The 13,771-nt window shown below is 71.7% G+C and carries 12 protein-coding genes; 5 read left to right on the plus strand and 7 right to left on the minus strand.

Annotation, left to right across the window (positions count from 1 at the left end):
- The first annotated feature begins 100 nt into the window (after positions 1 to 100).
- Positions 101 to 1,594 (plus strand): aldehyde dehydrogenase family protein, encoded by a 1,494-nt coding sequence (locus ACO2Q3_RS03210; protein WP_423304985.1) that lies wholly within the window; start codon positions 101 to 103, stop codon positions 1,592 to 1,594.
- A 1-nt stretch (position 1,595) separates the two neighbouring features.
- On the opposite strand, the gene ACO2Q3_RS03215 is transcribed toward ACO2Q3_RS03210, so the two are convergent.
- The 3 genes from ACO2Q3_RS03215 to ACO2Q3_RS03225 form a co-directional block, all read right to left on the minus strand.
- Positions 1,596 to 2,270, minus strand: a complete 675-nt coding sequence (locus ACO2Q3_RS03215) for a nitroreductase (RefSeq protein ID WP_423304986.1) — start codon at positions 2,268 to 2,270, stop codon at positions 1,596 to 1,598.
- A 110-nt stretch (positions 2,271 to 2,380) separates the two neighbouring features.
- Complete coding sequence (gene metK / locus ACO2Q3_RS03220) at positions 2,381 to 3,547, minus strand: methionine adenosyltransferase (RefSeq protein ID WP_423304987.1); 1,167 nt, start codon at positions 3,545 to 3,547, stop codon at positions 2,381 to 2,383.
- A gap of 125 nt (positions 3,548 to 3,672) precedes the next feature.
- Positions 3,673 to 4,008, minus strand: a complete 336-nt coding sequence (locus ACO2Q3_RS03225; RefSeq protein ID WP_423304988.1) for a hypothetical protein — start codon at positions 4,006 to 4,008, stop codon at positions 3,673 to 3,675.
- A 45-nt stretch (positions 4,009 to 4,053) separates the two neighbouring features.
- Here ACO2Q3_RS03225 and ACO2Q3_RS03230 point away from each other — a divergent pair, with 45 nt between their 5' ends.
- From ACO2Q3_RS03230 to ACO2Q3_RS03245, 4 genes are all read left to right on the plus strand, one after another.
- Positions 4,054 to 5,397, plus strand: a complete 1,344-nt coding sequence (locus tag ACO2Q3_RS03230; protein ID WP_423304989.1) for an anthranilate synthase component I family protein — start codon at positions 4,054 to 4,056, stop codon at positions 5,395 to 5,397.
- Between the two features lie 128 nt (positions 5,398 to 5,525).
- A complete protein-coding gene (locus ACO2Q3_RS03235; RefSeq protein ID WP_423304990.1) occupies positions 5,526 to 6,122 on the plus strand; it encodes a YbhB/YbcL family Raf kinase inhibitor-like protein in 597 nt (198 codons plus the stop codon).
- 91 nt (positions 6,123 to 6,213) lie between these two features.
- Positions 6,214 to 7,467, plus strand: coding sequence for a serine hydrolase domain-containing protein (locus ACO2Q3_RS03240; RefSeq protein ID WP_423304991.1), 1,254 nt, complete (start codon positions 6,214 to 6,216; stop codon positions 7,465 to 7,467).
- Positions 7,468 to 7,514: 47 nt separating this feature from the next.
- A complete protein-coding gene (locus ACO2Q3_RS03245) occupies positions 7,515 to 10,601 on the plus strand; it encodes an alpha-mannosidase (RefSeq protein WP_423304992.1) in 3,087 nt (1,028 codons plus the stop codon).
- 203 nt (positions 10,602 to 10,804) lie between these two features.
- Here the strand turns inward: ACO2Q3_RS03245 and ACO2Q3_RS03250 are convergent, their stop codons facing one another.
- The 4 genes from ACO2Q3_RS03250 to ACO2Q3_RS03265 form a co-directional block, all read right to left on the minus strand.
- A complete protein-coding gene (locus ACO2Q3_RS03250; protein WP_423304994.1) occupies positions 10,805 to 11,605 on the minus strand; it encodes an anti-sigma factor family protein in 801 nt (266 codons plus the stop codon).
- Positions 11,602 to 12,207 (minus strand): sigma-70 family RNA polymerase sigma factor, encoded by a 606-nt coding sequence (locus tag ACO2Q3_RS03255; RefSeq protein ID WP_423304995.1) that lies wholly within the window; start codon positions 12,205 to 12,207, stop codon positions 11,602 to 11,604. Before ACO2Q3_RS03255 ends, ACO2Q3_RS03250 begins: the two co-directional genes overlap by 4 nt.
- 108 nt (positions 12,208 to 12,315) lie before the next feature.
- Positions 12,316 to 12,681 (minus strand): cupredoxin domain-containing protein, encoded by a 366-nt coding sequence (locus tag ACO2Q3_RS03260; RefSeq protein WP_423304997.1) that lies wholly within the window; start codon positions 12,679 to 12,681, stop codon positions 12,316 to 12,318.
- Positions 12,682 to 12,712: 31 nt separating this feature from the next.
- The gene (locus ACO2Q3_RS03265; protein WP_423304998.1) at positions 12,713 to 13,675 is read right to left on the minus strand and encodes a metallophosphoesterase family protein; all 963 of its coding nucleotides are present in this window, start codon (positions 13,673 to 13,675) and stop codon (positions 12,713 to 12,715) included.
- Between the last annotated feature and the right edge of the window lie 96 nt (positions 13,676 to 13,771).

Here is a 13,771-nt window from a genome sequence, read left to right on the forward strand (position 1 = left end):
TCTCCGGTGTGCGACTGTGCGGCCGGGCTTAGCTGGCGAGAGGCCTTGGCCGCAAGGCCCCGGTCTTTGCGCCGGACGCCCTTTCGGCTAAGGCGGCGCCATGAGCCGCCTGGAAACCCTCACCCCCGGAATGCCGATCGTCTACGGCGGCGACAAGGTCGTCCACGTGGACGACGCCCTGGCGGCGCGCTTCCGGGCCGGGGACCGACTGCTGGTGGTGGATGGGGCCCTGCTGCACGTGCCGGCGCAGGTCCAGGCCGTGGCTGAGGGCGCGGTCGGCCGCGCACACGCCGCCTTCGCCGCGCTGGCGCAGGTGAGCGACGACCAGATCACCGCCTTCTTCGACGCCTTCGCCCGCAACCTCGAGGACGAGGCCGCCTGGGCGGCGATCGCACAGGCCAACGCCGCCGACGTGCGCGAGGCCCAGGCGCGGGGGCGATCCACCACCCGCCTGGCGGCGACGGCGAAGATGCGCGCCGACATGGTCGCCGGCCTGCGCGAATGGCGCGACACGTCCGGGGGTCGCGAGCGACTGGTCGAGCGGGTGGAGCACGACGGCTGGTCGGTGGAGCAGGTCACCGCGCCGCTGGGGGTGGTCGGCTTCGTGTTCGAGGGCCGGCCCAATGTGTTCGCCGACGCCGCCGGCGTGATCCGCACCGGCAACACCGTGGTGTTCCGCATCGGCAGCGACGCGCTTGGCACCGCCCGCGCCATCGATCGCCACGCCCTGGCCCCGGCCCTGGCGCAGGCCGGCCTGCCGCCCGGCGCGGCGGTGCTGGTGGACAACGCCGAACGGTCAGCCGGCTGGGCCCTGTTCTCCGACCCGCGCCTGTCGCTGGCCGTGGCCCGCGGCTCGGGCCCCGCCGTGGCGCAGCTGGGCGGCGTGGCGCGCCAGAGCGGCGTGCCGGTCAGCCTGCACGGCACGGGGGGCGCGTGGCTGGTGGCCGACGCCGCGGCCGACGCCGACCGCTTCGCCGCGGTGGTGCGCAACTCCCTGGACCGCAAGGTCTGCAACACCCTGAACGTTTGCTGCATCTTGCGCGAGCGGGCCGGCGAGCTGGTCCCGCGCTTCCTGGAAGCCCTCGCCCAGGCCGGCGACCTGCGCGGCCATGGCTGCAAGCTGCACGTGGTCGACGGCGACTTCGACTGGCTGCCGGACGACTGGCGCTCGGGCCGCACCCTGGTGCGCCGCGCCGACGGCGACCACGACGAGCCGCTCGCCCAGGTGCTCCGCCTGGACGATCTGGGCGTGGAATGGGAGTGGGAGGAGACCCCCGAGGTCTCGCTGAAGATCGTCGACGACCTGGACGAGGCGATCGCCCTCTTCAACCGCTTCAGCCCGCAGTTCGTCGGTTCGCTGGTCTCGCAGGACCCGGCGGCGCACCAGCGGTTCTGGGCAGGGGCCAACGCCGGCTTCGTCGGCGACGGCTTCACCCGCTGGGTGGACGGCCAGTACGCTTTGAACCGCCCGGAGCTGGGCCTCTCCAACTGGCAGTTCGGCCGCCTGTTCGCCCGCGGCGGCGTGTTGTCGGGCGATGGCGTCTACACCATCCGCACGCGCATGCGGCAGACCTCGCCGGACGTGAAGCGCTAGCTCACTCGAACCCGCGCAGGACGGCGAATTCGCTCAGCGGCGCACGATCCGCGCGATAGCGGTTCACCGGCGCGGCCGTGTCCGCATAGCCCAGCGCGATGCCACAGTAGAGCATCAGCTCATCGGGCATCCCCACGTGCTCGCGCACCGTGCGATGGAACAGTGACCAGGACTCCAGCGCCGCCGTGTGCAGGCCGTGTTCGCGCGCCAGCAACACGATGGACTGCAGGAAGATGCCAAGATCGGCCCACTGGCCCTGCAGCATGGTCCGGTCGATGGCCAGCAGCAGCCCCACCGGCGCCCCGAAGAAACTGAAGTTGCGGGCGTACTGGGCCAACCGGCCCGGTCCGTCGTCGCGCGCCACGCCCAGCGCCTGGTACATCGCCTCGCCGTTGCTGAACCGCCGGGACGCGTAGGGCTCCTTGTCCGGCGGATAGATCATGTACTCGAGGTCGCCCTCAAGCAGCTGACCCTGGGCGATCTTGTCCGCAACAGCCGATTTGAGGGCCGCCAGATCCTCGCCGGCCAGCGCCCACAGCCACCAGGGCTGGAAGTTGCCGCCCGATGGCGCGCGGGCCGCGCCTTGCAGGATCGACTCGACGACCGCGCGCGGCACGGGATCGGGGCGAAAGGCGCGGCAGGTGTAACGGCTCGCCAGAGCCTCGGAAACGAACATGCGGCCTCCTGCGGAACGACGGATGGTCGTCGCCGACGGGGGACGGATGTGCATTGATCGCCGTCAAGCGCGGCGTGGGCCGCCGCGCCTGAGTGGCGCCTGCCGCCGGTCTAGAACGCGCCCTTCAGAGCCTCGACCAGGTCGGTCTTCTCCCACGAGAAGCCGCCATCGGCTTCGGCGGTGCGGCCGAAGTGGCCGTAGGCGGCGGTGCGGGCGTAGATCGGCCTGTTGAGGCCCAGGTGCTCGCGGATGGCGCGCGGCGTGCAGCCGCCGACCAGCTCGGGCAGCAGGGCTTCCAGCTTCTCGGGGTCGACCTGGGCGTTGGCGCCGAGGTTGACGTAGAAGCTCAGCGGCTTGGCCACGCCGATGGCGTAGCCGATCTGGATCACGCAGCTGTCGGCCAGGCCGGCGGCGACCACGTTCTTGGCCAGGTAGCGGCAGGCGTAGGCGGCCGAGCGGTCGACCTTGGTCGGGTCTTTGCCGGAGAAGGCCCCGCCGCCGTGCGGCGCCGCGCCGCCGTAGGTGTCGACGATGATCTTGCGACCTGTCAGGCCGGTGTCGCCGTCCGGGCCGCCGATGACGAAGTTGCCGGTGGGGTTGATGTGCCACTCGGTCTCGGCGGTGACGAAGCTCTCGGGCAGCACCTGCAGGATGTACGGCTTGACGATCTTGGCGATGTCCGCCGGCGTCAGGCCGTCGCGGTGCTGGGTGGAGAGCACGATCGAGGCGGCGCGCACCGGCTTGCCGTTCTCGTAGACCAGGGTCACCTGGCTCTTGGCGTCCGGCTCCAGTTCCGGCGCCGCGCCCGAGTGACGGGCGTCGGCCAGCACCTTCAGGATGTTGTGCGAGTACTGCAGGGTCGCCGGCATCAGCTCCGGCGTCTCGTTGGTGGCGTAGCCGAACATGATGCCCTGGTCGCCGGCGCCCTCGTCCTTGTTGCCCGCCGCATCGACGCCCATGGCGATGTCGGCCGACTGGGCGTGCAGGTAGCAATCGTAGCTGGCGTTGGCCCAGTGGAAGCCTTCCTGCTCGTAGCCGATGTCCTTGACCGCGGCGCGGACCTTGTCCTCCAGGCTGTCGATCACGCCTTCCGGCCCGCGCACCTCGCCGGCCAGGATGATGCGGTTGGTGGTCACCAGGGTCTCGCAGGCGACGCGGGCATAGGGGTCGGCGGCCAGGAAGGCGTCGACCACGGTGTCGGAGATGCGGTCCGCCACCTTGTCGGGATGGCCCTCGGAGACGCTTTCGCTGGTGAAGATGTAGGACGTGCGGCTCAAGACAGGCGCTCCGGCAGGACTGGGCGAACAGGACTGTGTGGACCACGCGGCGCGCGGCCAGGGTCGCGTTCATATAAAGCTTGCGTTATATCCGCAAGCCTTCGCCCCGATCCATCGGACCCGCCCTAGCGCGGCTGATACAGGATCGCCGGCCAGCCTCCGGGGGTCATGACCACGCAGCGCACCTCATGCGGCCCCTCCTGCGGCTCGCCCACATCCAGGCCCTGGCCCCTTGCCGCGCCAAGCGCCGCGGCCAGATCGCCGACCTTGATCATCACCCCGGCCTGGTCGCAGGCGCGGTCGGTTCCGGCCAGCGCCAGGCGGCGGCCAGCGACGTCGAACTGCGCCCATCGGTCGCCATCGACGAAGGTCGGCTTGGCCCCCAGCAGCGCCGACCACACGGCCACGGCCTGGTCCAGATCGTCCACCGGCAGCACGGGGTTGAGGCCCTGGATATCCATGGCGCGGCTCCTCTGGTTGTCGCCCGATCGCTGTACGGCGCCGCGATGACCGCCGTCAGCCTGCTTCGTGCGCCGTGGCGCGAGCCGGCCGCCGTCCTGGCGGCCTTCGCCGACGAACCGTTCGCCCTGGGACTGCTCTCGGACGGCTCACGCCCGCGGGGCCGCTGGTCCTACGTCGCCCGCGCGCCGCGGAGGACGCTGGTCTTGGCGGCCGACGACCCGACGGACCCCTTCACGGCCCTCGCCGACCTCATCGGCCCGCTCGAGCCGCAGCTGGCTGACGGCCCCCCGTTTCAGGGCGGCGTCGCTGGCCTTGCGGCCTATGACCTTGGCGACCGGATCGAAGACCTGGGTCTGGGGCGCCTGGCGGGCTGGCCCGACCTGGCGTGCGCGGCCTACCCGGCCGTGCTCGCCTTCGACCACTGGAACGCCGAGGTGCTGGCCATCGGCCGGGGCGCGGACCCGGACCTCAGGGCCCGACAGGCCCTCGCCTGGCTGGAAGCTCCCGCCCCCCGGGCCACACGCGGCGCGGCGCTTGCGGACGCCCTCGAGGCGGATGCCCCTGACGCCTATGAGCGCGCGGTGGCCCAGGTGGTCGCGCGAATCGCAGCGGGCGAGATCTTCCAGGCCAATATCGCCCGGCGCTGGCGGGGGGTTCTCGCATCCGGCGCGCGGCCGTTCGACCTGATGGCGCGCCTGGCCGCCGCCAGCCCCGCGCCCTTCGCGGCCTACCTGAACCTCGGCGACCGGGCGCTGGTCTCCAACTCGCCGGAGCGCTTCATCAGCCTGTCGCGGGATGCGACCTCGCTGATCGCCGAGACCCGGCCGATCAAGGGCACCGCCCCGCGCGCGGCGGATCCGGAAGAGGACGCCCGCCTCGCCGCCGCCCTGGCGACGTCCGCGAAGGACCGGGCGGAGAACCTGATGATCGTCGACCTGATGCGTAACGACCTCGCCCGGATCTCGCCGCCCGGAGGGGTGGTGACGCCAGAGCTGTTCACGGTCGAGAGCTTCGCCAACGTGCACCATCTGGTCTCTGCCGTGCGGGCGCGCCTGGCGCCCGGGGTCGCCGTCGCCGACCTGCTGCGGGCCACCTTCCCCCCCGGCTCGATCACCGGCGCGCCGAAGGTGCAGGCGATGAAGGTGATCGCCGGGCTGGAGCCCCCGCGGGGTCCCTTCTTCGGCAGCCTGTTCTTCGCCGGCGCCGATGGCGGCTTCGATTCCAGCGTGCTGATCCGCACGGTCGCCTTTCAACGCGAGGGCGAAGGGTGGTCGTTCGAGCTGCGGGCCGGGGCCGGGATCGTCGCCGACTCCGATCCCGCGGCCGAGCGCCTGGAGACGGAGACCAAGGCGTCGGCGATCCTGGCGGCGCTCGGCCCGCAGGCCTGACGGCGGCGACCCTGCCGCCCCGGCGAACGGCCTCCATGGCGTAATCTGCGCCCCCGGCCGCACCTGGACAGAGGCGCCGACGCGCAAATGGCGGTAGTCTGCCCGCGGACCCGCTGGGGAGCGTCGTCATGCCATCCAGGTTCCTGCGCCTTGGGCCGCTGGCCCTTGTCCTCTCCGCCCTCGCCGGCTGCGGCGGCAAGCCGAACACCGAGACCCTGGCGATCGACGCCGTCCCGGCGCGACAGGCCGCGCCCCTGACGCCGACCTCGATGGCCCTTGCCGTCGGCGGCGCCTTCGGTCCGCGCCAGAGCGCCTACGCCAACAACCTCTCCCCCCCTCTGGCCTGGGCCACCACGCCGGGCGCGCAGGCCTACGCCGTCGTCATCGAGGATCCGGACGCCGAAGGCGGGCGGCCCTTCGTCCACTGGCTGATCTGGAACATACCCGGCGACGCCGTGGGCCTGCCGGAAGGCGTGCCGCTGGGGCCGTCCACCGCCGTCCCGCCCGGCGCGAGCCAGGGCATGAGCGACGCCCGCACGCCCGGCTATTTCGGCCCGCATCCGCCCGCGGGCGCCGGCGTGCACCACTACCACGTCGAGCTGTTCGCCCTGGACCAGCGGCTGGACCTCAAGCCCACCGCCCAGCTGCCGCAGCTGAAAGCGGCCATGACGGAACATGTCCTGGCCAAGGGGGAGCTGGTGGCCACCTACGCCGCGCCAAAATAGGGCCACCCGGGGGCGTCGATTGACGCAAGGGCGCCGTAGGCCGGCCAGACTTTCCCCGCTATCGTCGCGGCAGACCTGACGGGAGGAAACCATGGACGACGCCGGCGCAACCCTCAGCGGATTCGATCCACAGGCCCTGGCCCGTGTCCCGGGCGCGCTCAGCGGCGTGATCGAAGCGGGCGACCTTTCCGGCGCCGTGACCCTGATCTGGCGCAAGGGCGAGATCGCCCAGGTCACCACCCAGGGCCAGCGCGACATCGCCGCCGGCAAGCCGATGCAGCGCGACACCCTGTTCCGCATCGCCTCGATGACCAAGCCGATCACCAGCGTCGCGGCGCTGATGCTGATGGAAGAGGGCAAGTTCAAGCTCGACGACCCGATCACCAAGTGGGCGCCCGAGTTCACCGGCATGAAGGTGCTGAAGGATGCGCAGGGGCCGGTGGAAGACGTCTACGACGCCCCGCGCGAGATCACCTTCGACGACCTATTCACCCACCGCGCGGGCCTGGCCTACGGCTTCACCTCGATCGGGCCGATCGCGCACGCCTACCAGAAGGCGCTGGGCGACGTGCTGTCGATCAACACCACGCCGGACGCCTGGATGGAGGCCATCGCCAGTCTGCCGCTGTCCTATCCGCCGGGCGAGCGCTTCCACTACAGCCACGCGACCGACGTACTCGGCTTCCTGGTCGGCCGCATCGCCGGCACGGGCTTCCGCGAGTTCCTGATGGAACGGATCTTCAAGCCTCTGGGGATGCACGACACCGACTTCTACGTGCCGCCCGAGAAGCGCGACCGCGCCGCGGTGGTCTATCGGATGGACGACAAGCTGGAGGCTCTGGAGCCGGTCCCGTTCGCGCAATACGACGCGCCGCCGGCCTTCTGCGGCGGGGGCGGCGGCCTGATCTCCACGGCCGACGACTATCTGAAGTTCGCCCGCCTGCTGCTCAACGACGGCGAGCTGGACGGCGTGCGGCTGCTGAAGGCCGAGACGGTGCAGCTGATGCGCGCCAACCGCCTGACCGAGGCCCAGCGGGAAATCCCGTTCATGGGCATTCCGTTCTGGCTGGGCCAGGGCTTCGGCCTGGGGGTTTCGGTGATCACCGACCCGGCGAAGGCCGAGTGGATGGGCGCGGGCTCGGAGGGCAGCTTCGGCTGGCCGGGCGCCTTCGGCACCTGGTGGCAGGCCGATCCGGTGGAGGACATGATCCTGATCTACCTGATCCAGAACTCCATGCCGCTCGGCCCCGAAGCCGCGGCCCAGCTGGCCACCGGCCAGCGGATGGGCGGGCGGGTGGCCCTGCCCATGTTCCAGAAGCTGGTGTACGCCGCCCTGAGCAAATAGCGCCCCTGGGCGGATCGCGAACCCAACAACAGGCGGGAGAGTCGGACGTGGGTCGAGACGGGGAACTGTCGGCCGCCAGTGACCTGGGCGCGCCGATGCGGCGCACGCGCGGCCGCTACGCCAGCTACACCCGCGATCGCGTCCGCCAGTTCGGCTCGCGGCTGCGGCGGGCGATATACCCGGAAAAGGTCGCCGTGCAGCGGATCGAGATCTGCGGCCCGGTGGGTCGCATCCCCCATGCCGAGGGGATCGCCCTGCCCTATCGCGACGCGGCGATCGGCGAGGTGCTGGGTCCGCTGTTCGCCACCTACTGGGTTCGGGTGACGGCGCATGTGCCCGAAGCCTGGGCCGGCCAACGGGTGGACCTGTGGTGGGATTCCCGCTCCGAGGGCCTGCTGTGGCTGGACGGCCGTTCGCACCAGGGGCTCAATCCCGGCCGCCACGCGGCCATCCTCCTGCCCAGGGCCGCCGGCGGCGAGACCCTGACCTTCCACGTCGAGGTGGCCTGCAACGGCATGTTCGGCCGCGGCGACGAAGCCGAGCGCAAGGGCCCCGATCCCTACCGCCTGATCGCCTGCGAACTGCGCCGCTTCGACCCCGAGGCCTGGAGCCTGTTTCACGACTTCGACGTGCTGCGCCAGCTCGAGGCCGACCGCGAACCGGCCCAGACCCTGCGCTCGACCGGCGGCGTCGGCGCCCGGATCGTCCGCCCGGCGCTGGACAACGCCTGGGCCGGCAAGCTGCTGAACGACCTCAACCGGGTCTGCAACCTGATCGAGCCGGAGGACCCCACCACCTGGGCCGCGGCCCGGCCGATCCTCTCCGGCCTGCTGGCCGCGCGCAACGGCTCGGTGACGCACGAGATGTCGGCCGTGGCGCACGCCCACCTCGACACCGCCTGGCTGTGGCCGATCGACGAGACGCGGCGCAAGGCGCAGCGCACCTTCTCCACCGCCGTCGGACTGATGGACCGCTATCCGGACTTCAAGTTCGCCGTCTCGCAGGCCTATCAGTACGCCACCATCGAGGCGGTCGACCCGGACCTCTTCGCACGCATCCGCGCCAAGGTGGAGACCGGCCAGTGGCTGCCGATCGGCGGCGCCTGGGTCGAGCCGGACTGCAACCTGCCCTGGGGCGAGAGCCTCTGTCGGCAGTTCCTCTACGGGCAGCGGTATTTCGAGACCACCTTCGGCCGCCGCTCGACGATCTTCTGGAACCCGGACGTGTTCGGCTACGACGGTCAGCTGCCGCAGCTGATGCGCGAGGCGGGGATGACCCGCTTCCTGACCCAGAAACTGTCGTGGAACCGCTTCACCGCGCCGCCGCACCACAGCTTCCACTGGAAGGGCATCGACGGCAGCGCCGTGCTGACCCACTTCCCGCCGGCCGACACCTACAACGGCGAGTGCGAGGTGCAGGAGCTGCGCTACCACGCGGCCAACTACAAGGACGCCGACCGCACGGCCGACGCCCTCTACCTGTTCGGCTTCGGCGACGGCGGCGGCGGGGCGAACGCCGACATGATCGAGACCTTGCGCCGTACGGCCGATCTGCAGGGAACCCCGCGCACCGCGATCCGCACGCCGGAAGCGTTCTTCGATCGCCTGGCGCTGGCGTCGGACGACCTGGCGGTGATCCAGGGCGAGCTCTATTTCGAGTACCACCGCGGCGTCTACACCAGCCAGTCGGAGACCAAGCGGCTCAACCGGCTGTGCGAGACCCGGCTGCAGGCGCTGGAATTCCTGGCCACCGCCTGCGCGGTTGCGGGCCTGCCGGCGCCGGCGCCGGGCGAGATCGAGGCCCTGTGGCGCGTGGTGCTGACCAACCAGTTCCACGACATCCTGCCCGGCAGCTCGATCACCGAGGTGTACCAGCGCACCGAGCGCGAGCTGACCGAGGTGGCCGAGGCGGCCGAGGCCATGGCCGGGACGCTGCTGGCGGCCCTGGCGAGCGGCGAGGGCCCGGCGACGCCGGTCAACACCCTGGGCCATGCCCGCGCCGAGGTGGCCCGCCGGCCGGACGGGGAGCTGGCCTATGTCACCGCGCCGCCGATGGCGGCCGGCCAGGTCGGCGCCGCGCCGGAAGCGGTGTCCCTCACCCGCGAAGGCGCGGCCATCGTGCTCGAGAACGGCCAGATCCGCGCCCGGCTCACCGCTGACGGCCTGGTCCGCTCGCTGCTGCACAAGGCCAGCGGCCGCGAGGCGCTGGCGGCGCCCGCCAACCGCATCCTGCTGCTGGACGACCGGCCCACCAACTACGAGGCCTGGGACATCGACCCGTTCGCCTGGGAAACCGCCGAGGACGGCCAGCTGGCCGACGCCGCCGAGGTGATCGCCGAGGGCCCGCTGCGGGCCGCGGTGCGCTTCAGCCGCCCGCTCGGCCGGCATAGCCGCCTGATCCAGACCGTCAGCCTGGACGCCGGCGGCCGCTGCCTGCGGGTCGAGAACGAACTCGACTGGAAGGACCGGCGCACCCTGGTCAAGGCGCTGTTCCCGCTCGCCGTCACCGCCCCGCGGGCCACCTACGAGACCATGTTCGGGGTCGCCGAGCGGCCGACGCACGCCAACACCGACGCGGACGCCGCGCAGTACGAGGTCCCCGGCCAGCGCTGGGCCGACCTGTCGGAACCGGGCTTCGGCGTCTCGCTGCTCAGCGACGCCCGCCACGGCTTCTCGTGCCTGGGCGGCGACATGACCCTGACCCTGGTGCGCGGCGCCATGTCGCCCGACCCCGGAGCGGACCTCACCGTGCATCGCTTCGCCTTCGCCCTCTATCCGCACAGCGACGACTGGCGCGCGGCGGCGACGGTGCGCGAGGCCGCGTGCTTCGCCCGGCCGATACTGTGGGCCGGCGGCCCGGTCGCCCCGGCGCTGGCGCAGCCGCTGGTCCGCGCGTCCGCCGCCAACGTCGTGGTCGACACCGTCAAGCCGGCCGAGGACGGCGACGGCTGGATCGTGCGCCTCTACGAGAGCGACGGCGTGCGCGGGCCGGTGCGCCTCGACTTCGGCCCGAAGGTCTCGACGGTGACGATCAGCAACACCCTAGAAGACCCCGGTGAGGCGCTGGCGGTGACGGACAACGCGGTGGCGCTGGACGTGCGCCCGTTCCAGATCACCACGCTGCGGGTGCGCTGAGGGGACACTATCCTCCCGTCACCCCGGACAAGCGCGAAGCGCGCCGATCCGGGGCCGGCGGTCGAGCAACCCAGGCAGATTCCAGATGCCGCTGCGACTGAAGCGGAGGTTCACCGTCTTCTAAGCGCCCGCACGGATGGCCCCGGGTCTTCGCTGCGCTCCGCCCGGGGTGACGGAAAGGGAAATGGCTAGTGATGCCTCCCCTACCCTCCCGTCCGCGCCTCATACACCTTCTGGAAGTTCTCCAGATCCGGCGCATCCACGTCGGACACCGCCCAGTAGACCAGGCCGCCGCGGCCCCAGCGGACCAGGGCGTAGCCCTTGCGGCGGATCAGCTGTGGCTCGGCCGGCGCCTGGCCTGGCCAGATGAACAGGTTGATGACGTGCGCCCGGCGGCGGAACACCAGCGCCGCGGCGGTCTTCTGGTCGACGTAGTCCAGCCTCCCGCCCACCAGCGGATAGCCGGCGTCGGCGAGGTCGGCGACCGGCGGGGCGAAGTCGATCTTGCCGTCGAACCAGGGCTTCACCGTGTGCCGGTCCGAGGTCTCGACGTCGACCAGGTGCTGGGCCTGCAGCGAACGGACGTGGCCGTCCACCAGCTCCATCGGCAGGTCGCCCCCCACGGGCCCGATGGCGGTGAACAGCGCAAGGCTGGCCGCCAGGGCGGTGACCGACCCGCCGGCGATCCAGGTCTCCACCGCGAAGCGCCGGCGGCGCGGGGTCGCCAGCACGGTCGGGGCCGGGGTCGCGGGCGCGGCGTCCGCCGCGGCCTGGGCGTACTCCGCCTCGAGCGCGGCGAACACCCGTCCGCGCAGGCCCTCCGGCGCCCGGTCCACAAGGCCCGGCGCCCTGAGCGCGGCCTTGACCTCGGCCAGCTCCGCCCAGGCGGCCGAACAGCCCGGGCAGGTCTTCATGTGCGCTTCCAGATCCAGCGCGTGACCGGCGTCCAGCTCGCCGTCCGCCAGGGCGTTCAGCAGCAACAGCTTGTCGTCGCAGGCGCTCATCGAACCGCCTCCTGCGCCAATCCCATGGCCTTGGCCAGCATCTGCCGCGCCCGCGCCAGGCGCGACATCACCGTGCCGATCGGCGCGCCGGTCGCCTCGGCGATCTCCTTGTAGCTGAGCTCCTCGAGGTCCTTCAGCACCAGCGCTTCGCGGAACGGCTCCGGCAGAGCCTCGATCGCGGCGCGCAGGGCGGCCGCGTCGCCGCGCCGGATCAGGGCGGCCTCGGCGCCCGCCTCGGGATCGTCGGCTACGGCTTCGGCGAGATCTGGATCGTTCACGGTGCGGGCGTCCCAGGTCTGGCGGGCGCGGGCCCAGTCGAAATAGGCGTTGCGCACGATCGACAGCAGCCAGGCCTTGGGCTCGCCGCCGCGATAGCCGTCCCAGGCGCGGTAGGCCTTGAGCATCGCCTCCTGGGCGATGTCCTCGGCGGCGGCCGGGTCGCGGCACAGATAGCGGGCGAAGCCGTAGGCGCTGTCGAGGTGGGGCAGGACAAGGCTGCGGAACCGCGCCGGTTGCGAGGGACTGGATGAGGCCGACGCGGTTCCGCCCGAACCGGCCGGATCGAGGCCCCGGCGGCTCGGAAGCGATCGCTCCGCCGGCACGTCAGCGCCCTCCCCGTCCCGGGCGGGACGGCGGCCGAGCGGGGCGAGCGGAGGGCGGATGGACACCACCCGGCCGCTGCCTGGACTGTGCTGGCGGGGCATATGCGGTCACGGACGCTTGACGATCACCTTTCCGACCATGCGCGGGTGCAGCGAACAGAAGTAGCTGTACACGCCGGGCTTGGTGAAGGTGAAGCTGAAGCGTTCCTCGGAGTCGATGGGGTGCGAGCGGAATGTCCCGTCGGTGGCGACCACCGTGTGCGGCACGTCGTCGTCGTTGACCCAGGTGACCTGGCCTCCGACCGGCACGGTCAGGGTCATCGGGCCGAAGGTGAAGTTGCCGATGGTGACCACCGGGGCGCTGGCCGTCGCCGGCGCCGGGGCCGCGGCGAGCGCGAGGCCGCCCCCGATGCAAACACCACCCATCAGGGCGAAGGCGATGAGCGCCGCACGCGCGGCGTTGGACTTGAACACTGAGAATCTCCTGGAAAGTCGAGCGCGGCGCTCAGGCCAGCGGGGTTTCGATGACGGCCAGCGGCTGGCCGGCGCGGACGAAGTCGACCTGGCGCACGCCCAGCACGCCGCGCAGCTGTTCGGCGGGCACCTTCATCGGGCCGGGCGACGGTCCCTGCCCTGGCGCGGGCTGCGGGAAGGCGGTGGAGCGGGCGGTGTGGAAGGCGACACGGCCCTCGACCTTCTGCAGCACCTGATGGATGTGGCCGTTGAGCACGGTCACCGAGCCGAACCGCGAGAGCAGCTTCAGCGCCTCGCCGGCGTCGTCGGTGCCCCACCCCCAGTCGGGATAGACCGACCACAGCGGGATGTGGGCCAGCACCACGATCGGCGTGGAAGCCGAGCGGCCGGCGAGATCCGCCCTGAGCCACGCCAGCTGCTCATGTCCCAGGCTGCCAAGGCCGCCCGCCTTGAGGTTCAGCACATTGATCAGGGCGACGAAGTGGACGCCGGAATGATCGAAGCTGTACCACCCGGCGCCCTGCGCCCTGCGGCCGTCCGGCAGCGCGCCATAGCGGGCGAGAAAGGCCTTGCCGGCGCCGTCATCCAGAACGTCGTGCTCGCCAGGAACGTGGAACACCGGCAGGCCGGCTTCCTTGAGGATCTGGTCGGCGTCGTCGAATTCCTGGTCCTTGGAGAGCTGGCTGACGTCGCCGGTGTGGACGATGAAGGCCGGGCTGTCCGGCAGGGCCCGGATCTTGGCCACCGCCTCGCGGAAGGTGGCGCGGGCGTCCGGGTTGGCCGGCTTGGCAAAGCCGATGTGGCTGTCGCTGACCTGCACGAAGGTGAAGGGCTTCGTCCCGGCGGTGCGCGTCGCCGCGTTGGCCGCCTCCAGGCCGAGGCCCATCGGCAGGCCGCCGGCCAGGCCCCAGACCACGCCGGTTCCGGCCCAGGCCATGCACTTCAGGGCGCCGCGGCGGCCGGCGTCGGGCAGGTCATCGCTTCGGTTGGCCATCGATCTCATCTCCATCGAGCGGGTGTCGGGAGATGAGACGCAGACGGGCGGCGGGATATTCCCGCCGCCCGCCATTTTCTTTCCGAAGGCGCCGCG

Source organism: Caulobacter sp. KR2-114 (assembly GCF_049446115.1).
Classification (GTDB): domain Bacteria; phylum Pseudomonadota; class Alphaproteobacteria; order Caulobacterales; family Caulobacteraceae; genus Acaudatibacter.